General features: G+C 64.9%; 20 protein-coding genes. 8 read left to right on the top strand and 12 right to left on the bottom strand.

Annotated features, from left to right (window positions below; translation table 11 throughout):
* From ABIE57_RS06485 to ABIE57_RS06450, 8 genes are all read left to right on the top strand, one after another.
* On the top strand, positions 1-297 hold a 297-nt coding region (locus ABIE57_RS06485; protein WP_354538185.1), incomplete at its 5' end, for an ATP-binding protein.
* Between the two features lie 558 nt (positions 298-855).
* Positions 856-1,059: a helix-turn-helix transcriptional regulator gene (locus tag ABIE57_RS06480; RefSeq protein WP_354538184.1), complete on the top strand. Its 204-nt coding sequence runs from the start codon at positions 856-858 to the stop codon at positions 1,057-1,059.
* 157 nt (positions 1,060-1,216) lie between these two features.
* A complete protein-coding gene (locus tag ABIE57_RS06475) occupies positions 1,217-2,104 on the top strand; it encodes a WYL domain-containing transcriptional regulator (protein WP_094020047.1) in 888 nt (295 codons plus the stop codon).
* A 66-nt stretch (positions 2,105-2,170) separates the two neighbouring features.
* Positions 2,171-4,093, top strand: a complete 1,923-nt coding sequence (locus ABIE57_RS06470; protein WP_354538183.1) for a GmrSD restriction endonuclease domain-containing protein — start codon at positions 2,171-2,173, stop codon at positions 4,091-4,093.
* An 83-nt stretch (positions 4,094-4,176) separates the two neighbouring features.
* A complete protein-coding gene (locus tag ABIE57_RS06465; protein ID WP_354538182.1) occupies positions 4,177-7,689 on the top strand; it encodes a DUF8742 domain-containing protein in 3,513 nt (1,170 codons plus the stop codon).
* A gap of 16 nt (positions 7,690-7,705) precedes the next feature.
* Positions 7,706-8,029, top strand: coding sequence for a hypothetical protein (locus ABIE57_RS06460; RefSeq protein ID WP_354538181.1), 324 nt, complete (start codon positions 7,706-7,708; stop codon positions 8,027-8,029).
* A gap of 61 nt (positions 8,030-8,090) precedes the next feature.
* A complete protein-coding gene (locus ABIE57_RS06455) occupies positions 8,091-11,036 on the top strand; it encodes a DUF1156 domain-containing protein (RefSeq protein ID WP_354538180.1) in 2,946 nt (981 codons plus the stop codon).
* Positions 11,037-11,047: 11 nt separating this feature from the next.
* Positions 11,048-14,344, top strand: a complete 3,297-nt coding sequence (locus ABIE57_RS06450) for a DUF499 family protein (RefSeq protein ID WP_354538179.1) — start codon at positions 11,048-11,050, stop codon at positions 14,342-14,344.
* 43 nt (positions 14,345-14,387) lie between these two features.
* On the opposite strand, the gene ABIE57_RS06445 is transcribed toward ABIE57_RS06450, so the two are convergent.
* The 12 genes from ABIE57_RS06445 to ABIE57_RS06395 form a co-directional block, all read right to left on the bottom strand.
* Entirely contained in the window at positions 14,388-15,464 is a 1,077-nt protein-coding gene (locus ABIE57_RS06445; RefSeq protein ID WP_354538178.1) for a DUF2793 domain-containing protein, read from the bottom strand.
* 75 nt (positions 15,465-15,539) lie between these two features.
* Positions 15,540-15,872, bottom strand: coding sequence for a hypothetical protein (locus tag ABIE57_RS06440; protein WP_354538177.1), 333 nt, complete (start codon positions 15,870-15,872; stop codon positions 15,540-15,542).
* A 101-nt stretch (positions 15,873-15,973) separates the two neighbouring features.
* A complete protein-coding gene (locus tag ABIE57_RS06435) occupies positions 15,974-19,939 on the bottom strand; it encodes a baseplate multidomain protein megatron (protein WP_354538176.1) in 3,966 nt (1,321 codons plus the stop codon).
* A gap of 9 nt (positions 19,940-19,948) precedes the next feature.
* The gene (locus tag ABIE57_RS06430; protein ID WP_354538175.1) at positions 19,949-20,380 is read right to left on the bottom strand and encodes an NlpC/P60 family protein; all 432 of its coding nucleotides are present in this window, start codon (positions 20,378-20,380) and stop codon (positions 19,949-19,951) included.
* Positions 20,377-21,261, bottom strand: coding sequence for a phage/gene transfer agent baseplate hub protein (locus tag ABIE57_RS06425; protein ID WP_354538174.1), 885 nt, complete (start codon positions 21,259-21,261; stop codon positions 20,377-20,379). Before ABIE57_RS06425 ends, ABIE57_RS06430 begins: the two co-directional genes overlap by 4 nt.
* Positions 21,262-21,387: 126 nt before the next feature.
* Complete coding sequence (locus ABIE57_RS06420) at positions 21,388-21,618, bottom strand: hypothetical protein (RefSeq protein WP_354538173.1); 231 nt, start codon at positions 21,616-21,618, stop codon at positions 21,388-21,390.
* Positions 21,611-21,712 (bottom strand): DUF3789 domain-containing protein, encoded by a 102-nt coding sequence (locus tag ABIE57_RS20595; protein ID WP_454283768.1) that lies wholly within the window; start codon positions 21,710-21,712, stop codon positions 21,611-21,613. Before ABIE57_RS20595 ends, ABIE57_RS06420 begins: the two co-directional genes overlap by 8 nt.
* Positions 21,705-21,935, bottom strand: a complete 231-nt coding sequence (locus tag ABIE57_RS06415; RefSeq protein WP_101498973.1) for a hypothetical protein — start codon at positions 21,933-21,935, stop codon at positions 21,705-21,707. The genes ABIE57_RS20595 and ABIE57_RS06415 overlap by 8 nt, the downstream gene beginning before the upstream one ends.
* Before the next feature lie 3 nt (positions 21,936-21,938).
* Entirely contained in the window at positions 21,939-22,598 is a 660-nt protein-coding gene (locus ABIE57_RS06410; protein WP_354538172.1) for a lysozyme, read from the bottom strand.
* 4 nt (positions 22,599-22,602) lie between these two features.
* Positions 22,603-22,734, bottom strand: a complete 132-nt coding sequence (locus ABIE57_RS06405; RefSeq protein WP_354538171.1) for a hypothetical protein — start codon at positions 22,732-22,734, stop codon at positions 22,603-22,605.
* Positions 22,727-23,077 (bottom strand): hypothetical protein, encoded by a 351-nt coding sequence (locus ABIE57_RS06400; RefSeq protein ID WP_111431321.1) that lies wholly within the window; start codon positions 23,075-23,077, stop codon positions 22,727-22,729. The genes ABIE57_RS06405 and ABIE57_RS06400 overlap by 8 nt, the downstream gene beginning before the upstream one ends.
* On the bottom strand, positions 23,074-23,700 hold the full coding sequence (locus ABIE57_RS06395) for a phage distal tail protein, Rcc01695 family (RefSeq protein WP_354538170.1): 627 nt from the start codon (positions 23,698-23,700) through the stop codon (positions 23,074-23,076). Before ABIE57_RS06395 ends, ABIE57_RS06400 begins: the two co-directional genes overlap by 4 nt.

The following is a 23,700-nucleotide window of genomic DNA, read 5'->3' as shown; positions in this document are numbered from 1 at the left end:
CTGCAAAAGCAGTTGGCCGGCGTTAAGCTGCTCATCATCGACGAACTGGGCTTCGTGCCGCTCTCCAAGACCGGCGCCGAGCTCTTGTTCGAACTAATCTCGCAGCGCTATGAGCGCGGGTCCACGCTGATCACCAGCAATCTGCCCTTCGACGAATGGACCGAAACCTTCGGCACCGAACGCCTGACCGGCGCTCTACTCGACAGGCTGACACACCACGTCAACATTCTCGAGATGAACGGCGAAAGCTATCGCCTCAGCCAAAGCCGCGCCCGAAAGGCCCAAGCCGCTACCTGATCACACCTGACAGAATTGGCCCTCCGGGCCAATGCGCCATGGCACGCGCCAGCTATTTGGGCAGCGCACGCGCCATGGCGCTTAGTGCCCCGCCACTGGCCTACTTTTGCACCGCCACGTGGCCGGTTTTGTCTCCGCCGTTGACAGCTGACTCCAATCAAGGGAGTTCACTACCCCTGAGGGGTTTTTGCCTCCAAGGGTCGGCATTAATGTGGTTTGTAATCAGTTTTTCCTCATGATTATTGTTTATTTTCAAATGTCTAAAGGGATTTTTTGGCGGAGGAAATGAGTCATCGAAAATCTCGGCTCAGAGTCCCGCAGTCATACGCTGGCAGAACTGCACGCGCACGCTCGTCTCCAAGCGATTATTGATCGCTTTCTCTCGGTTACGTCCGGTCGGTACCTCCCAAAACGGGGGTGCTGATCGCCGCATGGATCCGCGCCGTCGTTAATCCAGACGGAATGCGCGGAACTGCGCAACTAACGGACTTGCCTCGCATTTTCTTTCACGCCTTCGTTCAAACGCAACCAAACCGAGTTGCTCGAATGGAGGACGACATGAAACGGAACTGCATGACTCAAAAGGAACTTGCCGATCGCTGGACCATCTCTCATCGCACCCTGGAGCGGTGGCGGTGGGCTGGTGAAGGCCCGGCATACATGAAGCTCGGCGGACGCGTCGTGTACCGCGTCAGCGATATCGAGGCGTTCGAACAAGAGGTCATTCACTCCACGGCTGACCAGCGGGTCGCCGCGTCCTGACGCCATTCCCGACCTCTCGAATGCGCGTCACGCTCCAACGCTCTGATTTGCGACGCATTTCGATTGCGCCACCTTCCCGGCTCGGCTAGCCTCGGCTCAGGCCCAGTAAATGGGCGCGCATAGTTAACGTGCGCATCGCCCGAGCCGGGAGAGCGTGATGGACAACGACAGGTCGGAACTTCGCTGGGGAGTCGAGCAGCGCCTCGAGTTCATTGAGTTCCGCCTGTTCTGGGAGGGACATGTGAACCGCAGCGACCTGATGGACCAGTTCGGGGTTTCGGTGAACCAGGCGTCCACTGACCTGAACCGCTACATCGGCTTCGCGCCAGACAACATGGTCTATGACAAGAGCGCGCGGACCTATGTCCGCGGCTCAGGCTTCAAGCCACAGTTCCTCGAACCTGACGCCAGCCGCTACCTCGCGCAGTTGCGATCGGTGGCGGACGGGATCCTCGACCGCGAGGACTCCTGGATCGCCGATCTCCCGCCCTATGCCTCGGCCCCGACTCCGGTGCGCGGCGTTAATCCGGTGACGCTCCGCTCCGTGGTCGGCGCCATCCGTCGCTCCGAGGCGATCGAGGTGAAGTACCAGTCCCTGTCCAGCCCGGACCCGCGCTGGAGGTGGATCGCGCCGCACGCCATCGCGTTCGACGGATTTCGTTGGCACACGCGGGCGTTCTGCCTGACCGACAAAGCGTTCAAGGACTTCCTGCTCTCACGGATCCTCGACATCCGCGGATCGCGGGAGAGCGAAACGTCGGCCGAGAATGACCGCGACTGGCACTCAGAGGTCACCTTGGAGGTCGGCCCCCACCCCGACCTCTCGGAGACGCAGGCGAAGGTCATCGCGCTCGACTACGCCATGCGGGGCGGCAAGGCGAAGATCAAGGTTCGGCGCGCGTTGCTCTATTATGCGCTCAAGCGCCTCGGACTCGATACCGCGCCCGAGGCGCGCGCGCCCCAGGATCAGCAGATCGTCCTCATCAATCGCGATGAGATCATCAGCGGCATTCCAGTACGCGGTGCTCGGGAGGCCACGGCATGAGAGGGTGTGTCCAGAAACGGCGGATCCTTGGCCGAAGGCTGGCAAGAACATTCGAGGAGTGTGAGATTGGGTAAACAAGCGGCATTCAAGACCAACCCGGTCAGCCTCGAAGAGCTTTTGCGCCAGTGCGGAAACGGCAAGATCCAGTTGCCCGACTTCCAGCGCAGCTGGGTCTGGGACGAGGAGCGCATCAAGGGGTTGATCGCGTCGATCTCGCAGGCCTTTCCGGTCGGCGCGTTGATGACGCTCGAGGTCAAGCTGGGTGCGGCCGATACGTTCGCGCGTCGGCCGATCCAAGGGGCGGATGCAGCAGTTGGAGATAGCGCACCTGACCAGCTCCTACTCGACGGCCAGCAGCGCATGACTTCTCTCTACCAGACCTGCCTGCGCCGCGAGGTGGTGCAGACGGTGACACCGCGTCTCAAGCTCGTGAAGCGCTGGTTCTACATCGACATCAGACAGGCCATGAATCCGACCGAGGACCGGGAAAACGCCATCGTCTCGGTGCCGGAGGATCGGCGGATCAAGTCGGACTTTGACCGGAAGATCGACCTCGACCTTTCCACGCCGGAGCTCGAATACAAGAACCTCATGTTCCCACTAAACCAGGTGTTCGACTGGGACGAATGGCAGGATGGGTTCAACGAGTACTGGTTGGAGAACGATCCGGAGACGCGCAAGCTGTTCAAGCCGTTCAAGGATGAAGTCCTTCAGAACTTCAAGTCCTACCAGCTGCCCGTGATCGCGCTGAGCCCGGACACCTCGCACGAGGCGGTTTGTCTGGTTTTCGAGAAGGTGAACACCGGCGGCAAGCCGCTCGACGCGTTCGAACTGGTGACGGCGATGTATGCTGCCCGTGGCCACCGCCTGCGCGATGACTGGCTCGGCGCCGACGGCCAGCCAGGGCTGCAGACCCGCCTTCAGCTCTACGGCCGCGCAGCCGAGCAGAAGTTCGGCGTTCTGGAAAAGGTCGCTGCGACTGACGTGCTGCAGGCCATTGCCCTCCTGCACGGAGTCGAGAAGCGCGCGATTGAAATCGCTGCCGGTCGAAAGGACTCCGAGCTCTCCGCCGTCCGCGCCACTCGCCAGTCGCTGCTCGACCTGCCGCTCGATGCCTACCTGAAACACCGCGGCGCGGTCGAGGAAGGGTTCAAGACGGCGGCTCGATTTCTCCGGCAGAACCACATATATCGCGTCATCGACCTGCCTTATCAGGGCCAGCTTGTCCCCTTCGCCGCGATCCTCGCGATGATCGGGCCCAAATTCGATCATGCGGCGGTGCGCGATCAGCTTGCCCGCTGGTTCTGGTGCGGCATCTTCGGCGAGCTTTACGGCTCGGCCATCGAGTCACGCTTCGCCAAGGACGTGCTCGAGGTTCCTGCCTGGCTCGACGGTGGGCCCGAGCCCAGCACAATCACCGATGGCCGCTTCCGCCCAGAGCGACTGCGCACCCTGCGCACCCGCCTGTCGGCGGCCTATAAGGGCATCCACGCACTGCTGATGGCCGAAGGCGCGCGGGATCTACGCTCCGGCCAGCACTTCAAGGACACGGTGTTCTTCGACGAGTATGTCGATATCCACCACATTTTCCCGCAGGACTGGTGCAAGAAGCAGAAGATCGAGCCCAAGGTCTTCGACACTGTCATCAACAAGAGCCCGCTCAGCTACAAGACCAACCGGATCCTCGGAGGTGTCGCGCCGTCAGTCTATCTGGAACGGCTGGAGGCCGGCGGGAAGGACACTCCCCTGATCGCCCGAGAAGCGCTCGATCAATACCTAGCCTCGCACGCCATGGATCCCGACCTCCTGCGCGCTGACGATTTCACGGGTTTCATGGCAGATCGCGAGGCGAGGTTGCTCGCGATGATCTCCAAGGCAACCGGCCATGCGATCACAAGGGCAGACGCCGCGCCCGAGGAAGGCGAGGATGTCATGCAGGACGACGAGGGCTTCGACCTGCCAGATCCCGATGCAGAGGAGACCGCCTGAATGGACCCCATTCTCAAGCGTCCCGTCGTTCGCGACCAATGGGTCGGAATCTTGCCTCCGGCGAAGCTCATTGAGGTCGCGCCGTGACCAGACTGGAAGACATCAAGAATGGTGCCTCCGTTGCGGGCGTCGTTCCGAACCAGACGGTTGAAGCGGTTTCGGTCGAATGGATCGGGGATCAAGCGATCAACCTCGTCTACCGAATTCCAGGTGGCAGCGTTTCGGAGACGACGCTCTATCGCGATGACGAGCATCGTCTCGCCGTCGAGCAGCGAGGCCGGGCATGGTCCTTCGATGCCGACGCGAGTCTGCTGCGGTTGGTCACCGAAGCGAACCGGATCAAGCTCGCGCATTACTTCGATCCGTATCTGGCGATCCACACGAGCCTCGTCGACCCGCTTCCGCATCAGATCACGGCCGTCTACGGCGAAATGCTGCCACGGCAGCCGCTTCGCTTCCTGCTGGCCGACGATCCGGGAGCAGGCAAGACCATCATGGCGGGACTCCTGATCAAGGAGCTGATCGCGCGTAGCGATCTCGAACGCTGTCTGGTCGTCGCGCCCGGCAGCCTTGTCGAGCAATGGCAGGACGAGCTGGGAGAGAAGTTCTCGCTCGAGTTCGACATCCTATCCCGCGACATGATCGAGACCTCGCGTTCGGGCAACGTCTTCAATGACCGCAACCGGCTGATCGCTCGCCTCGATGTTCTCGCACGGAATGAGGATCTCCAGCAGAAGCTCGCATCGTCCACGGAGTGGGACTTGATCATCTGCGACGAAGCTCACCGCATGTCGGCGAGCTACTTCGGCGGTGACGTCAAATACACCAAGCGATACCAGCTGGGCCAACAGCTCGGCCGAGTCTGCCGCCACCTGCTGCTGATGTCCGCTACGCCGCACAACGGCAAGGAGGAGGACTTCCAGCTTTTCATGGCGCTGCTGGATGGCGACCGCTTCGAAGGTCGCTTCCGTGACGGCGTGCATTACGCCGACAGTGCCGACATGATGCGCCGCCTGACAAAGGAAGAGCTGCTGAAATTTGACGGCAGGCCGCTGTTTCCTGAACGTCGGGCGTACACGGTGAAATACGACCTCTCGCCCGAAGAGGCAGCGCTCTACAGCGCAGTCACGGAGTACGTTCGGACGGAAATGAACCGCGTGCAGCGGTTCGCGGAGCAGGATGGCAAGAAGCGGAATAATGTCGGTTTCGCGCTTCAGATCCTGCAGCGTCGTCTCGCCTCGTCGCCTGCCGCAATCTACCAGTCCCTGAAGCGCAGACGAGAGAGGTTGGAAGCTGAGCTGGCCGAAGCCAGGCTGGCGCGCAAGGGTGGCCGCGCCGATTTCCGCGAGCCGAGCGTCCCGGACGAAGTGCTGAAGAACATCGACGAGTACGGCCAGGACGAGGTCGATGAGCTCGAGGATCTAATCTCGACCGGCGCAACGACCGCAGAAACGGTCGAGCAACTCGAGATCGAGGTCCAGACCCTCAATGGACTGGAGATCATGGCGCTCGACGTCCTTCGCTCGGGCAAGGATACCAAGTGGACCCAGCTCGATCGCATCCTCGACGATGAGCTAATGGTCGACAGCGATGGAAACCGCCGCAAACTGATCATCTTCACCGAGCCCAAGGATACCTTGCAGTACCTGCTGGAAAAGGTGCGCGCGCGCCTCGGAAAGCCGGGAGCCGTCGAAGTCATCCACGGCGGCGTCACCCGGGAGGAGAGGCGCAAGGTCGTCGAACGCTTCATGCAGGATCGGGACATGCTGGTCCTGATCGCGAACGATGCGGCCGGCGAAGGCGTGAACCTTCAGCGTGGCCACCTGATGGTCAACTACGATCTGCCCTGGAACCCGAACAAGATCGAGCAACGGTTCGGCCGCATTCACCGGATCGGCCAGACCGAGGTCTGCCATCTCTGGAACCTCGTCGCCGCTGATACCCGAGAAGGCGAGGTCTATGCTCGTCTCCTGGAGAAGCTCGAGGCGGCGCGGGAAGCCCTCGGCGGCCGCGTCTACGACGTGCTGGGCGAGCTGTTCGAAGGAACGGCGCTGCGCGATCTGCTGGTGGAAGCCATCCAGTACGGCGAGCAGGAGGACGTGAAGGCGAGGCTGTTTCAGGCGGTTGACGGCGCAGTCGATCAGCAACACCTCCTCCACCTTCTGGAGCGCCGAGCGCTCACGAACGACACCATGCCCGCCGCCCGCGTGCACGAGCTGCGGATCGAGATGGAGCGGGCCGAGGCGCAGCGTCTCCAGCCGCATCATATCCAGAGCTTCTTCGTCGAGGCGTTCAAGCACCTCGGTGGCCAGATCAAGCGTCGTGAGGAAGGCCGATGGGAGATCACCCACGTCCCGCTCAGCATCCGCGAGCGGGATCGCCAGGTCGGCACCGGCGCCCCGATCCAGAAGAAGTATGAACGGATCTGCTTCGAGAAGAACAAGATCAACCAGCAACCCGTCGCGGCCTTTGTCTGCCCGGGCCATCCGCTGCTGGAGTCGGTGATCAGCCTTGTGCGAGAGCAATACGATCACCTCATGAAGCGCGGAGCGATCCTGGTCGACGACACGGATCCGGGGGAAGAGATCGCGGCAATTTTTCTTCTGGAGCACAGCGTTCAGGACGGCCGGCCCACGGCCGCTGGCAGGTCCCACATCGTCTCTGAGCGTCTGCAGTTCGCCGCGATCGACCGGAACGGCGCCGCGTCCAACGCCGGCATCGCACCCCACCTGAACCTGCGCCCGGCGCGCCCCGAAGAGATCGCGCGCGTCGAGGATCTGCTGCAGGCCGACTGGCTGCGCACGGACCTCGAAAAGACCGCCGTCCGCTTCGCCACCGTCGAACTCGCCCAGAAGCACGTCGCGGAGGTCAAGGCGCGCCGCATCCCCGAGATCGACAAGGTCGAGCAGGAGGTGAAGGCGCGGCTCAAGAAGGAAATCAACTACTGGGACGCGCGCGCCTTCGAGCTGAAGGAGGAGGAGCGCGCCGGCAAGAAGACCCGCCTCAACTGGCAGAACGCGCAGCGACGGGCCGAGGAGCTGGCCGAGCGTCTGAAGCGCCGTTTGGAAGCGCTCGACCAAGAACGCTTCATCTCTGCCCAGCCTCCGCGCGTGCGCGGCGGCATGGTCGTCATTCCGCGCGGCCTACTGATTTCTCGCGCGCCAGCGGACGAACTCGCGGCGACCGCGAACGGATTTTCCGAGGATCCGGTCGCCCGGCGCAAGATCGAGATCGCGGCGATGGACGCGGTCATGGCCGTCGAGCGCGCTTTGGGGAACGCACCCACCGACGTCTCCGCTCAGAAGGTCGGCTACGACATCGCCTCCTACGACCCCAAGGCGGACCACCTGCGCTTCATCGAGGTCAAAGGCCGCATCGACGGCGCCGACACGGTGATGATCACGCGGCAGGAGGTCATCACCTCGCTGCACGAGCCCGACAAGTTCATCCTGGCCGTCGTCCAGGTCGAGAACGGCTTCGCCACTGCGCCGCGCTATGTCCGCGGCGCGCTCGACACGCGCGAGCCGCCCTTCGAGCACAACGCCATTCAGTTCAGCATCAAGAGTCTGCTCGCGCGGGCGGAAACGCCGATATGATCAAGGGGAGAAGCCAATGCCGACCAAGAAGATGACGGCCAAGCGAGCCGCATTGCTCGCAGAACTGGAATACCTGATTGGAAGCGAATGCTACAACGGTAGCATCCAGAATTGGGGCCCCAACGGAACTCAGTACTCGTCCGGCAGAGAGTTTCGCTATCCTCTGACGGTGGTCGATGAAGGTGGCGATAAGACCAAGTACCGCTACAAGGCCGCTTCCAGCGATGCAATCCAACTCAGCTCCGGCCACTACGCTTTCGGCGCCAACCGGCTTCATGTAGTCGAGGGATTGAACAAGGTGCTCGACTACCTCGAATCCAACCACGGATTGAAGCTGTAGCATCTGCGAACGAAATTCCCGGCTGTTCACGAACTCCCGCGGCGGTACCCGAAGGCACATAATGACCAACTACAAGAAGAAACTCATCGAAGTCGCCATTCCGCTCGAGGCGATCAATGCGGCGTCGGCGCGGGAGAAGTCGATCCGGCATGGGCATCCCTCCACCCTGCATCTGTGGTGGGCGCGGCGGCCGCTGGCGGCGTGTCGGGCGGTGTTGTTCGCGCAGCTGGTGGATGATCCCTCGTCCTGCGTCGATGAGCTGATGGCCGATCCGAAACTGCGCGCGCGGGCGGAGGCGGAGCTGCCGGGGCGGGTGGCGGCGTGGGAGAAGAGCAAGGCGGCGGCCAAGGGGGCGGCAGCGAATGCGCCGGAGCCGACGCTGGAGGATGTGGCGGTCGAGATCGAGCGCAAGCGGCTCTTTGCGATCATCGAGGAGCTGGTGAAGTGGGAGAACTCGACCAACGAGGAGGTGCTGGAACGCGCTCGGGCCGAGATCCGGCGCAGCTGCGGCGGCGTGCTGCCCCCGGTCTATGACCCGTTCTCGGGCGGCGGGTCGATCCCGCTCGAGGCGCAGCGGCTGGGCCTGCCCGCCTATGGGTCCGACCTGAACCCGGTGGCGGTGATGATCGGCAAGGCGATGATCGAGATCCCGCCCAAGTTCAAGGACATGCCCCCCATCCATCCCGGCATCAAGGAGCGGTCGTTCTACCGCAACGCCGAGGGGCTGGCCGAGGACATGAAACACTATGGCGAGTGGATGCTGGAAAAGGCGCGGGAGCGGATCGGTCAACTATACCCCCAGGTGGACTTGCCAAAGGAGTATGGGGGCGGCAAGGCCACGGTGATTGCCTGGATCTGGACGCGTACGGTGCCAAGCCCGGATCCGGCTTTCTCGGATGTCCAGGTGCCGATTGCCTCGAGTTTTCTCCTGAGCACAAAAAAAGGAAAAGAGTCTTGGATCGAGCCAATCATCGATCGGCACGAAAAGAAAATCACTTATCGTATCAGACACGGAGGCACCAAAGCTGAACTTGCCGCTGCAAAAGAAGGAACGAAGGCAGGACGAGCTACATTCCGCTGTGTAATGTCGAGCTCTCCGATCGCTGGCGACTATATCGATCGTTGTGCCAATGCCGGGAAGATGACGCCTGAACTGATGGCAATCGTTGCTGACACAAAGTCGGGTCGTGTCTACTTGCCTGCGGATAACCCTGCGCATCTCAACGCCATTGAGGAAGCAGAGCGCTTGATTGAGAAATTTGATCTTGAGCACGCGGAAGCGCCAGCAAGAGGGACTTTTGCAAGTAACGCTCAAGGGCGGATATATGGCTTCAAGCGTTTTCGGGACTATTTTACAAGTCGCCAACTTATAGCACTCAACACGTTTGGGGACCTCATCGAATCTGTCCGACAAAAGGTGCGTGAGGATGCCATAGCTAGCGGCATTCCAGACTCACAGATGGGCTTGGCTGCTGGTGGGAATGGAGCCAAAGCATACGGTGAAGCAGTTTCAGTTTACCTGCATTTCTGCTTGGGCAAGCTATCTGACCTCGCGAATTCTCTTTGCCGCTGGGAGCCTGTAGCACAGTGCCCGAGAAACCTCTTTGGAAGGCATGCGATCCCAATGATTTGGGACTTTGCAGAAGGGAATATATTCTCGACCTCATCGGGCAGCTTTGATGTTGTCCTGAATGGTGTAACGCGAGCTTTTGCGAAGAATACCTTTAATTACCCCAACGAGCCAAATGGCATTTTTCAATCTGATGCCAGAACCTTCGATTTTGGCGGAAGCGGAGTACTCATCTGTACTGATCCTCCTTACTACGACAACATAACCTATGCTGACCTCTCGGATTTCTTCTTTATCTGGATGAAGAAATCTCTCAAGCCTGTTTTCCCCGACCTCTTCTCGACAATCGTGGTTCCAAAATCAGATGAGCTTGTCGCCGAGTCATACCGACATGGGAGCCAGGAGGCTGCGGAGGCATTCTTCTTATCGGGGATGACCGCCGCAGTCGCGAATATGGCAAGGAATGATGGTGAGTACGGACCAGCCGCTATCTTTTATGCGTTCAAGCAGTCTGAGTTTGAACAAGAAGGGCTCTCATCTACGGGATGGGCCGTATTTCTTCAAGCCGTGATCGACGCAGGTTATAGCATTGTCGGTACGTGGCCAGTGCGTACCGAGAATGCAAGCCGAATGGTTGCATCGGGACGAAATGCGCTGGCCAACTCGGTCGTCCTCGTCTGCCGCAAGAAGGAGGCCACGGCCGACACGATCACCCGTGCCGAGTTCATTCGCGCCCTGAAACGCGAACTGCCCCCGGCCATCGCAGAGCTTCAGGCCGCGAACATCGCCCCGGCCGACATGCCGCAATCGGCCATCGGCCCCGGCATGGGTGTCTACTCGCGCTACCGCGCCGTGCTCGAGGCCGACGACAGCGCGATGACGGTCAAGACGGCGCTGCAGCTGATCAATGGAGAGCTCGACGAATATCTCGGCGGCATCCAGGGCGAGTTCGACGCCGACACCCGTTTCGCCATAACCTGGTTCGAGCAGAACGGCATGGGCAAGGGGGACTTCGGGGTGGCCGACAGCCTGGCCCGCGCCCGCGGCATCGCGGTCGACAGCGTGAAGCATGCCGGAATCGTCGAAAGCGCGGCGGGCAAGGTGCGACTGTTGAAACGCGACGAGCTCGACCCCGACTGGGCGCCGGAGGAGGACGGGCATCTGACCGTCTGGGAATGCCTGCAGCACCTCGTGCGCCTGCACGAGCGGACGGGCCTGTCGCACGACAGCGCGGCGCTGCTGAAACGCCTGGGGCCCCAGGCCGAGGCGGTGAAGGATCTGGCCTACTGCCTCTATGACATCGCCGCCAACAAGCGGCGCGAGGCGTCCGAGGCCACGGTCTACAACGCCCTGATCGCCGACTGGTCAGAGCTGAGCCAGATGGCCGCCACGGTTTCGCTTGAAGGGCGGAACCGGCAAACGCGATTTGAACTGTAAGGATTCCCTCGATGGCCAAATCTACCCGTCAGCACGTGTTCGAGGGCATGGAGCTTCTGCCCGAGGCGCTGATCCCCTTTGTCGAGAAGCGACTGGAAAGCTCATTGCAGGGCCATTGGCAGGTGCAAGTGATTGAGCGCGTCCGGGGCTTGCGGGCCAACGGCAACGGCCAGGTAAACTGGGACCAGCAGGGGCTGTTGCAGGCCATGATGGCGTTCTGGAAGGATGCCTTCGCGATGGTGCTGGGGCATCCGGAGCGGTCCTACGTCTCCGAACTGCTCGACGTGCGCAACAAGCTCTCGCACAACGAGGCCTTCACCTATGACGACGCCGAGCGCGCGCTCGACACGATGCGGCGGCTGCTGGAGTCAGTCAGCGCCAAGGAGACTGCCGAGAAGATCAGCGCCTCGCGCGACACGATCCTGCGCACGAAATATGCCGAGCTGGCCCGGAACGAGGAGCGGCGCAGGACGCAGCGCTCGGACATCTCGGTCGACACGGTGGCGGGGCTGATGCCGTGGCGCGAGGTGGTCGAGCCGCACCAGGACGTGGCCACGGGTGAGTTCCAGCAGGCCGAGTTCGCCGCCGACCTAGCGAAGGTCCACAACGGCAGCGCGCCGTCGGAATACCGCAACCCGCGCGAGTTCTTCGCACGCACCTATCTGACCGAGGGGCTTAGCACGCTGCTGGTCGGTGCGGCCAAGCGGCTGGGCGCCGGAGGCGGCGATCCGGTCGTCGAGCTGCAGACGAACTTCGGCGGCGGCAAGACGCACTCGATGCTGGCGCTCTACCACATGGTGAGCGGCACGCTGGTGGAGGATCTGCCGGGGCTCGACCAGCTTCTGTCGCGGAGCGGGTTGACGGTGCCGGGCAAGATTAACCGCGCGGTGCTGGTGGGCACCTCGCGCGGTCCTCAGGACGTGATCTCGCTGGAGGGCGGCCGGAAGATCCGCACGACCTGGGGCGAACTGGCGTGGCAGCTGGGCGGCGCCGAGGCGTTCGAGATGCTGGCCGAGAACGACGAGCGCGGGATCGCGCCGGGATCGAACTTGCTGGAGGCGCTGTTCAAGAAGTATTCGCCAGCGCTGATCCTGATCGACGAGTGGGTCGCCTACCTGCGCCAGATCTACAAGGTGGAGGGGCTGCCGTCGGGGTCGTTCGACGCCAACCTGTCCTTCGTGCAGTCCCTGACCGAGGCTGTGAAGGCCAGCCCCGGCGTGCTGCTGGTGGCCTCGCTGCCCGCCTCACAGATCGAGGTCGGCGGCGAAGGCGGACAGGAAGCGCTGGCGCGTCTGAAGCAGACATTCAGCCGCGTGGAGTCGTCGTGGCGACCGGCCAGCCAGGAGGAAAGCTACGAGATCGTCCGTCGTCGCCTGTTCAAGGAAATCCCCGGCGACAAGTTCCATCACCGCGACAACACGCTGAAGCAGTTCGCCAAGCTCTACCGCGAGAACGCGAACGACTTTCCGAACGGCTGCTCCGATGAGGATTACAGGCGGAAGCTGGAAAAGGCCTATCCGATCCATCCGGAGTTGTTCGACCAGCTCTACACCAGCTGGGGCTCGCTCGAGAAATTCCAACGCACGCGCGGCGTGCTGCGCCTTATGGCGCAGGTGATCCACGAACTGTGGATGGGCAACGATCCCTCGGTGATGATCATGCCCGGCAGCGTTGCAATCAGCTCGGCGCGCGTCGAGCCTGAGCTGCTGCACTACCTCGACTCCAGCTGGCAATCGATCATCGCAGGTGACGTCGATGGTGTGACCTCGACGCCGTACAAGATCGATCAGTCAGCCCCCAACCTGAACCGGTACTCCGCGACCCGTCGCGTTGCACGGGCGGTCTTCATGGGAACAGCGCCAACGCACGGTCAGGAGAACAAGGGGCTCGACGACAAGCAGATCAACCTTGGCGTCGTCCAACCCGGCGAACGTCCGGCGATCTTTGGCGACGCCCTGCGCCGCCTCGCAAACCAGGCCAAGTTCATGCACAGCGACCTTGGCCGATACTGGTACTCGATGTCCGCCAGCCTCAACAGACTGGCCGCCGACCGCGCCGCGCAATTCGAGGAAGCGCTGGTCCTTCATGAGATCGACAAGGCGCTCGGCGGCTACATCAACGGCGTTGCGGATCGCGGCCACTTCGACACCGTTCAGGTCGCCCCTGGCAGCTCGGCCGATATTCCCGACGAGCCCGGCGGGGTCCGCGCCGTGGTTCTCGGCGTCGCCCATCCTCACACCGGCCGGGACGGATCAGAGGCTCTGGCGGAAGCCAAGGACATCATGATGCAGCGAGGCAGCACGCCTCGCGTTTACCGCAACATGCTGGTTTTCCTTGCCGCCGAACAGCGGCAGCTGGACAATCTGAAGGCGGCCCAGCGTGCGGCTCTGGCATGGGCCGAGATCGTTCGGGAGACTAAGCGTCTCAACCTGACGCAGAGCGACAGCGCTCTCGCCGAAGCCAAGCTAAAAGAGGCAAGCGAGACGCTGAAAACGCGGATGAAGGAAGCCTGGTGCTATCTGATCTACCCGGTCCAGGAGAGCGCCCAGTCCGACGTAGAGTGGATGTCAGCCAAGGTTCCGGCGCAGGACGGGCTACTCGCTCGCGCCAGCAAGAAACTGGTCAGCGACCAGGGGATCTGGCCCGAGCTTGGCCCGGACAACCTGAATCGTCAGCTCGAAAAATACATCTGGAATGGTAAACCGCATCTCCATCTCAAGGATCTGTGGGAGTACCTGAACCGCTACACCTATCTCCCCCGGGTGAAGAATAGAGCTGTTCTTTCGAAGGCTGTGCACGCGGCTGTCAGCGGCATGCTGCCGGGGCCCTTCGCCTATGCAGAACGTTGGGACGAGACGAAGGGGAGCTATGTCGGCCTAGCGATTTCCAGTGCCACGAGCGCTCAGGTCGTGATCGATTCTGAATCAGTGATCATCAAGCCGGATGTCGCAGAACAGTACCGGCAAAAGCAAACAGCTGCAGCACCCGCAGAGGGCCCGGCCCCTGCCGTAACCCATGGGCCAGACACGACAACGCAGCCTGCTCCGGGAACGCCTGCCACCGCCCCAACCGAACAAAAGCCTACCCGTTTCCACGGGACGGTGATGATTTCGCCCGAGCGCCCTGCGCGCGACATTCACCAGATCGTGGAAGCGATCATCGAGCAGCTAACGACGTTGCCGGGTGCCGATGTTTCGATCAAGCTCGAGATCGATGCCGAGGTGTCCTCCGGTCTTGACCGAGCAAAGGTTAGGACGCTGGTTGAGAATGCGACGACGCTGGGCTTCATAGACAAGTTGGTGAAATGAAACCCGATCTTCGATCTCGCAGGCATAAAGCGACGAACTAATTTCAGCCGATCTTGCAGCCCCAGAAAGAGGTGTGATCGGCGGCGAAGTAGCCGTCCGCGACCCGGAAATACCCCTGCAGCTCGACGGTGTCGCCCGCGGTGAGCGGCACCATTGTCTGCAGCCAGATTGCGGTGGCGAGCGAGACGTGGGTGGCTGAGATTTCGCCGAGGGAGCCACGGATTTCGGTCGTGCCGTTCAGAACGAGCCGCCCGCGCATGCGGGCGGTCGTGCTGGCGTTGACCTTGTAGAGCAGCGTCGCGCCGAAGAGGTAAGTGCCGTCGACGGGCGCGACGAAGTGGTTGTTGGCGGCGTCGAAGGCGCCCTGATCGTTGTAGTCGGTGTTGTTCAGGCCAATCTTCGTCCAAGTCCCGACGCCCACGTAGTTGTCGTAGTTCGTCCAGGCCTTGAACCGCGGCAGCCGGGGCTGATCGACGATGCCGTTCGCGTTGTCGACGCTGAGCCCGTCGAAGAAGGTGCTGCCGTCGGCCGAGACGGCGAGCCGGAAGCGGTCCGAGCCGAAGAGGCCCACCAGCGCCTTAGTCACGAAGCCGGTCTGCAGGGTCAGCCCAAGATCGTCGCCCGCAGCCTCCTTGTTCATGGTGTAGAAGAGATCGCCCGTACCGCCCTCGGCCACGGTCTTCGCGGTCCAGAGCGCGGCGTTCAGCTTTGCCGAGAACGGATTCGAGGCGTCCGCCGTCGTGCCGATCCCCAGCAGCGCCATGCTCTGCAGCGTCGCGGGCGTGGTGCCGATCCAGCCTGCGCCGTCATAGACCAGCAGCAGGCCCTCGTCCTCGACCCACGCCCGCCAGCCGGTCCGGGGTGGCAGGCGAAGCCAGGCCCCGTCCGTGAACAGCGCGACGTTCAGGTCCCAGCCAGCCCAGTCGCCCGTCGCGCCCGAGCCGACGATGTAGCGGTCGCCATCGGCGGGCGAACCGGGCGGCGCGGTCAGGTCCCGGTCGAGGACGGAGAGCTGCACCAGCCCGTCGAGCAGCCGCAGCGCCTCGTTGTGGGTGACATGCTTCTGGGCCTGCGCCGCGAGGATGTAGGGCAGCAGGAGATGGGTCGTGGCGTCGGACATTGGCGGTCTCCAAAACGAAGAACGCCGCCTGCATGGCAGGCGGCGGATGAAGGCGCGGCGATGGTAGGTGGCGGGCTACCCGCGCTCGGGCGTCTCCGCCGGAATGGCCGACAGAACCGGGTCGGGCTTCGGCGCGTCCCACTTCGCGGTCATTGCGGCCCAGCGATCGATCTCGGCCCTGAAGGCCGGGTCGTCGATCCGCAGATGGAAGGTGTAGAGGCGATCCACGATCTCGCGCATGAGCGCGCGCATCTCGTCGTCGTCGATCCGAGAGACCTCGGACCAGGGAATACGGTTCCCCTCGGCGTCCACGACGATGACGTCGCTGCCGTCGCCCGCGTGGGAGACGGGTGCCGGACCCGCATGCAAGTCCTCGAGCTGCGTGTTGCGCACGCAGGCCACGGCCATCACTCTGGCAAGCTGGGCTGCTATACGGTCTTCGTCTTCAGGAAGCATGACCCAAGCTTACGCCGCAGGATGCGTGCCCTGCCAGAACTCATTGCGATGCCTCAGAAGCTCAGCGTGACGGACTTGGGCGCGCCCCGTCCCACGAGGGCGGAGAGCTGCAAGATGCGGACGGTGAGGCTATCGCCGGGGCCGAGCGGCGCGCCCCAGTCGGCGGTCTGCTGGGCGGAGGTGTAGACCGCGCTTGTAGTGGTCGCGCTCAGCACCCGCTTCACGGTGGCACCGTCCAGGATCTCGACCTCGTAGGCTTCGAGTTCTTCACCGAGCGGCACCTCAAGCCCGCCCCAGCTGTCGGCCGAGAGCGCGCGGGACCGGCGCGTCCAGCGGATCGTCAGATCGCCGGGCGTGCGGGGGCGACGCCACGGCTGCTCGACATGGGCGACGGAGAACGGTCGCAGCCCGACGCCCTCGGGCGCGAAGGACTGCGCGAGGTAGGTCTCGTCGCTGACCGGACGGCTCGCGGGGCCGATGCGCCAGTTCCACGGCAATCCGAGGTCAGCCTCGGCAATCGGCAGGGACGCCAGCGCGGTGTCCAGCACGACGACCCGGGCGCCAGCAGGCGCCGGGTTGGCCATCGCGCCCTCGGTGCCGCGCTGGCCGCGCAGGAGCCGGGTCAGCCGATACCGACCCGGCGCCAGCAGTTCCGCCGCGCCCGCCTGCACGATCTCCCAGACGCCCGGCGCACTCTCGATGGCGAGCGCATTGGTGCCGCCGAAGAGCGTCAGGTCTGTCACGCTCTCCAGCGTGCCGGTGAGCAGATCGACGATCACCGCGTTGCCGAGGTCGAAGCGCGACGTCGGCCCCGCGAAGAAGTCCGAGACCAGTGTCCCGAGCCGAGCCCGCGTTCCGAAGGTGGTCAGTAGCTCGAAGCCATCGGTCGAAGGGCTGCGGAACACCGCCATCTCGCCGGGCCAGGGTACGGCATGCGCCGCGATCAGCGGCCGATGCGCGGGCTGGTCCTCGGTCAGCTGCGGCAGATCCATCAGCACTGCATCCGGCGCGCCGAACACGACCGCGCGGGTCAGCGACGCTGCCCGGGGATCGCCGGGCGGCAGATCGTAGGTCGCGCGGTCCTGGCGCACCGCCTCGATCCCGCGCGCCTCGGCGTCGGCGATGGAGACCAGCCGCAGATCGACCAGCCGCCCGTCATGCTCCAGCCGGACCGCGTCGGCCGGATCGAGGGCGAGGCGCGAGGGCGGCAGACGGAACGCCGCCGTCTCGCGGCCCACCCACGCCTCCATCAGCGCGCGGCGGCAGCGGCGCTCGGCCTCCTCGGGCGGCACGGCCATCGGGAAGGACTCGGACGCGATCCGGGTCGTGTCCACGGTGATCCGTCGCGCCTCGACGAGGGCCGCGTCGTAATCCTCGTCGGCCAGCGCGACCTGCCACTTCAGCGCCTGCGGCAGCTCGGTCTCCTGGCCGCGTGTCAGTTCCAGCAGGTCGCCCTCGCGGGCGGCCACGAGATCGTCGGGCCCGAGGGTGGCGACGGAGGCCCGGCCGCGCATGACAAAGCGGATCACACCCTCGGTCTCGACGGCGTCGAAGCCGAAATGCCGCGACAGCGTGGTGATCGAGGCGCGCGGGCTTTCCAGCGCCGTGATGGCGTAGCCCTCGACCGCGCACCAAAGCCCGGTGACGTCGATCCGAGACTCGGGCAGCCCGGCGCGCAGGCAGAGGTGCCGGACGAGTGCCGCCAGCGACACCGCCCCGAGCCGACCGGTCAGCCAGTGGCCGAGCCTCCAGTTCGCTCCGTCCGTCCAGACCTCGGTCAGCGCCGGGAAGAAGGGATAGGGCCGCGCGTCCCAGGTCCAGGCGGCGCATTCCGGCACATGCACCATCCGGCCGCCGTAGACCGAGGACACCGGGTTGTTCCCGGCATCGCCCCACCAGAGGTACGTCACCTCGAGATAGGCGCGCTGGATGGCGTCATCCCGCCAGCCCCGCGAGAAATGCGGCGTGAAGCTCTCGGACGACTTCGGGTCGAAGAAGACGTTCGGCTGGTTCGTGCCCCGATCGATGGCGGGACAGCCCAACTCGGTAAACCAGATCGGCTTGGACTGCGGCACCCACGCCGTCGCTGTGCCGCTCTCCACCCCACCCGGGCGATTATAGTGCGGGTTCGACCACCAGGCGCGCAGATCCTTGTAGCGGAAGACCCATGGCTTGCTGGCGCCGCCGTCCGTGATGGGCGTGCGGACCTGCGCCGACCGATCCGCCGCGCTGGCATAGAACCAGTCGAAGCCTTCGCCGCCCGCGATGTTCCCCTGCAGGTAGGCCCGGTCATAGATCGCGGGCCAGCCCTCGGCCGCGTCGGCATGCTCGAACCCGTCCCGCCAATCGGAGAGCGGCATGTAGTTGTCGATCCCGACGAAATCGATCTCCGGATCGGACCAGAGCGGATCGAGATGGAAGAACACGTCGCCGGTGCCATCGCCGGGCTGGTGCCCGAAATACTCCGACCAGTCCGCCGCGTAGCCGATCTTCGTGCCGGACCCGAGGATCGAGCGGACATCCGCGAGCAAGTCCCGATAGGCCTGCACCGCCGGATAGGTGCTGGCGCCCGAGCGGATCGTGGTCAGCGCCGGCATCTCGGTGCCGATCAGGAAGGCATCGACCCCTCCCGCCGCGGCACAGAGATGGGCGTAGTGCAGCACCATGCGCTGTAGGCCCCAGTCGCCGGGCGTGCCTGTCCAGCTGACGCTCTCGCCTGAGATGCTGAAGCTGGCAGGCGTGGCCGCGCCGAACAACGCCGCGACCTGTGTGGCGGCTGTGGCGGTCCTGTCCACGGTCCCGGCGTAGCCCGCCGCAGGCGAACAGGTGATCCGGCCGCGCCAGGGGAAGGCAGGCTGGCCGGTCACGGAGGCGTTGTCGGAATACGGGTTCGGCAGCGTGTTGCCGGGCGGCACGTCCATCAGGATGAACGGATAAAAGGTCACGCGCAGCCCGCGCGCCTTCATCTCCTGGATCGCCTGCACCACCGCGAAGTCGGACGGCGTGCCGCCATAGACGGGGCGGTCCTGATCGTCGCGGCTGACCAGGAAGGCATTGGCGCGGCTCACGCCGTTGACCGACCAGCTGGCGGGCGTGGTCGATTTGGCCGACACCTCGACGCCCGGCCGCACCTTGCAGGATCCCGCACGCAGGTCGTCGCCGAACCAGGCCACCACGAGGCTGACGCTCTCGACCGCAGGGGCCATCGCCTGCAGCCGGTCCAGCGCCTCCACCATGTCGGTGGAATCGGCCAGCGCGTTGAGGTTCTCGGGCACCGTCGCGCCGCCGTCGGTCTTGCGGATCGCCTGCGTGGCGTAGGTGAACTCGCCCGAGGCCGGGATCATGGTGACGGCGCGGGTCAGCCCCTCGGCGGTGTCGGGATCCGCCAGCGGCCGGAACACCTCGAAGGAGAGTTGCGGCAGGCGGTTGCCATAGGTGGAAAGCGCGAGTTCCTCGAAGACCACATAGGCCGTGCCGCGATAGGCGGGGGTGTTGGCGGCACCCATCTTCGCCGCGATGAACGGGTCCGCCGTCTGCGCGTCGTCGCCCGGATACCAGCGCCAGGTGACGCCGGAGAGGTCCATCGGCTTGCCGTCGGCCCAGATGCGCCCGATGCCGGTGATCGGGCCCTCGCACAAGGCGACGGCGAAGCTCGCGTAGTAGAGATACTCGGTGGTCTTGACCTTGCCGCCCCCGCCGCCCTTGCCACCGCCCTGCGTGGTGGTCTTCGTCTCCTCACGGAAATCCGTCGCCCAGATGATGTTGCCGCCCATGCGCATGCGGCCGTAGAGCCGAGGGATGACCGCGCCTTCGGTGGCGGAGGTGATGCGCAAAGTGTCGAGCCGCGCGCCCTCGATGCGTTGCGTCGGCGCCAGCGACGAGATGATCCAGCTGTCGACGACCGAGCCGATGCTGGAGCCGATGAAACCGCCAATGGTGGCGGCGCTCACGCCGAGGATCGCGCCGCCGATCGAGCCGCCAATGGCGGCGCCAGCGGCACCGAGGACAAGCGTTGCCATGTTCGGGTCTCAGCGTTGCGGGAACAGGAAGGCGAAGGCGATGCGCCGCCGCCAGGATTGCGTGAGCGGTTCCTCGATCACGCCGAGCCGCTCGTAGGCGTGGAGGAAGGTTTCGGGCCCGGCGAGAATCCCGACATGCTTGGCGATGGCGCGGGGCTTCATGCGAAAGAGGACCAGCGCGCCGGGACCGGCCTCGGTGCGCGAAACCTCGATCATCATGGCGCGCGCGCCCTCGGCCAGAACCTCGCGCGGGCCGGTCTCGCCCCAGTCCCGGCTGTAGGGCTGGATCGGGAATGGCTCGGGGCCGACGACCTCGCGCCAGACGCCCCGTGCCAGTCCGAGGCAATCGCAGCCGACACCGCGCAGGCTGGCCTGGTCGTGGTACGGCGTGCCCAGCCATGACCGCGCGATGGCGATGACGCGCTTCGGATCGGCGTTCACAGCACGGACCCTTCGTGGCCACCGTCCTTCGTGGCGTAGCGAAGAACGGCGTCCTGGCCGGGGATGTGCGGGAATCCCCGGAAATTGGCGATGTTGGCGAACTTCGCGCCGCAGGTCTCCATGCGCTTGTCGCACCCTGCGCGGATGGTGAAGGCGTCGCCCTCGGCGATGGCCCGCACCGGCGCCTCGAGCAGGGTCAGGATCGCCACGCCGTCCGTGACGTCATGGCCCAGCACCTCGATACGCCGCCCCGCGTTCGCGCCGCTTGTACAGTCCAGCGTGCCGAAAGTGAACCAGCCGGCCTCGAACCCGCCGAGCCCCGAGGCGGTGAAGGCCCGGTCGCGCAGCATGTCAATGACGGTGCCCGTGCCCTTGAGGGCCGGGTCCTCCAGATTGACGCCGCAGCGCGCGTCGCCGAGCGCGGCATCGCAGGTCGCCTGGAACGTCCGCCCGACTGTCTGGCCCAACACATGGGCGAGCGAGCGCACCTCAGCCACGAAGGCGAGCCGCCCACGCCGGATCTGACCGATGGCGCCGCGCCGCATCAGCACGCGCTGGCTCGTGTCCGCCCAGTTCACCCGCCAGACCTCGACCTCGGCGTTGTCCCAGCGGCCGTCGAGAATGTCGGTCTCGGTGATCCGGTCGGAGGTCAGCACGCCCTCAGCATCCTGCGCGTCGACCGACAGGTCCGACCCCGAGCGCACCTCGGACGCCGTGAGCCCGCTTTCGGGCTCGAAGTCAGTCCCATCGAAGCCCAGCGCGCGGTCGTGGTCGGTAAATCCGAAACTCGTGCCGTCGGCGCGGGCGATCCGCCAGCACCAGGCGAGCGTGGTCGTGCCCTCGTCGAGATGGGCCTGCAGGGCGGGATCGAAGGTCTTCATCGGCAGGTTCCCGTCATGCGGTCGTCGAGATCGGCGATCCAGTCCGCCCAGTCAGGCGGGACGTTGGCGACCGTTTCGGCAGCAGGCCGGCCTAGCCGAGCCTCGGCGTAGGACGCGCAACCCGCATCACCAGCGCCCATAGTTGCGGCGCAGCCGCTCAGCAGGATCGCCAGCACCGCGGCCGTCGCGAACCGCGTCGCGCCCGCGCTCGACGCGGTTGTTCTTGTCTTCGATGGCATCGCGTTCCGCCTCCCGTTTGCCCGCGCGTTCCCCTTCCGCACGCCCCCAGACCCGGCCGAGGACGACACCTCCGACCGCGCCCAGAGCCGCGACCAGCCAGATCAGGAACTCAGCCACCGTCCCGCTCCCCGTGCGCGGCGGCGACGCAGAGGGTGACGACGAAGACCCCGAGACAGCCGCCCACGACCAGACCGGCGAGAAATTCAAGCATCGCCGCGGAACCCGCGCTCGATCCGGTCGCGCAGGCCGATCAGGCCCAGCCCGAGGAACATCAGCCCGGCCGGCGAGGCATCGCCCGAGCCGGCAAGCAGCGCGACGAGACGGGACAGTTCGCCGAGCGAACCTGTGGCGGGCAGCGCAAGAGACGCGATGCCGGTGAGCATGGCGAGCAGTCCCGCCCACCAGGTGAGCGAGTTGGGGCGAACGTAGCGCATGGGTCAGGCCCTCCGGATCAGGGTGGAGAAGAAGGCGGCCAGCCGGGCGAGCCAGCCGGTGCGCGCGTCGGGAGCAGGATCGAGGACCGGCGGCCTCGGCAGCGGCGACGGCCGCAGCAGCGCCAGAGCCTCGTCTTCGGCCAGGCGACGGATCGGCCGCGAGAAGTCCACACGGCCCGTGCGATCCACGGACCAGACCGGGATCGTGCCGTCGGGATAGCGGGCGTGGCGGAACAGGTCGCGCTCGGCCTCCCGGCGCGGAATGATCGAGGCCGGTCGCCGCCAGTTCAGAAACGCGTCGGCGGCTGCATCGCGATTTCCGGCATTGAGGTGCCGGGTCAGCGCGGCCTTCGCGATACCGCCAGTGTTGTAGTGGAAACTGACCAGTGCATCGAACTCGTGCGGCGCCAGCGGCACCTTGATGGCGCGCAGCACAGCGGCCTCGTAGCGCGCGAGGTCGGCGCGGAAAACCCGAAACGCCTCGCGGATCCCGGCATCGAGATCGGAGGGCATGCCGCGCGGCATCGTGGCCGGATCGGGCGCCCCTGCCGCGGCCGTGTGGCCGATGCCGAAGGTCCAGACCTGTTTCACATCGAGATAGGGCCCGGGCACGATTCCTTCGTGCCGGACGAGGGCCAGCAGGCCCCGGTCGGTCATGTGCATGGAATTACCGGAGAAGCGAGAGGATCAGGATCAGTGCCGCGACGACGAGACCGATACGCAGGCGATGGGCGAAAGCCTGCCGGGAGTCGGCGGGGTCACAGCGGAGAGAGCGCGCGAGGCGGAGAAGCTCATTCATCGCCGTCGCCCTGCTTGGCGCGGCGCAGGCGGGCGAGCAGCATTTCGATGAAGGCCGGCCCGAAGACCCCCACGAGATAGGCGGCCGACCCTGCCGCCCCGCCCGCGGGGATCGCCTCGGTCGGAAGGCCCATCCAGCTCGTGATAACGGCCATCGACAGGCTGCCCATGCCTGCGGCGATCAGACCGCCGAGCAGGATGTGCCGCAGCGCGTCGCGCAGATGCATCTTCGTCGTCAGCGCGTTCGTGGCGCCGCCGAGCGCGCCCCAGGCGGCGAGGATCACGGCCGTCGAGGCCGCGAGCTCACGCAGGACAGCGGCCACAAAGCTGCCGGTGTCGTTCATCTTCGGATCTCCAGAAGCGGGATGGAGGTGATCGAGCCGAGCCGCTCGAGGTCGAGCGTCACGTCGAGCACGTCGGTGTCGAAACGGACCGGCACGTCGAACTCGAAGCCCGCGGTGATGGCGACGCCAGCGCCCGGTGCGGTGCTGAAGGTGACGACGCCGCTCGTGGTGTCGACCGACCAGCCGGAGGGCTGCTCGACCCCGCCGAGGGCGATGCGCACGCTGCCGGTCACCGGCTTCGCGATGGCGCGCGTCCAGGATTGGGCGCCCGAGGTATAGCGCTTGACCAGCTGGAAGGCGGTCGTCGCGCCGTCGCCGGTGCCGAGGGCCTGGTCCGTTGGTCCCGTTGTCTCAGACGGCAGGCAGGACTTGTGATCGCCCCAGTCCTTGAAGCGGAAACCATGCAGTCGGCCGTTCCGCGCCTCGAAGAAGGCGACGACCGCCGCCAGATCGTCGGCACGGCGGATGCCATAAGCCACATCATAGCGGCGGCGTGAGTTGGCCCAGCTGGCGTTGCGTTCCTCGTCGCCCGAGGCGAGCTCGACGATCTGGGTGCGCCGCTCCGGCCCGCCCCGCGCGCCGCGGCTGATATTGTCGGGAAACCGGATCTCGTGGAACGCCAT

It is taken from the genome of Roseovarius sp. MBR-6 (assembly GCF_040547525.1).
Classification (GTDB): domain Bacteria; phylum Pseudomonadota; class Alphaproteobacteria; order Rhodobacterales; family Rhodobacteraceae; genus Roseovarius.
Note: the sequence above shows the minus strand (reverse complement) of the source record. Positions and strands in the feature narration are given on the sequence as shown.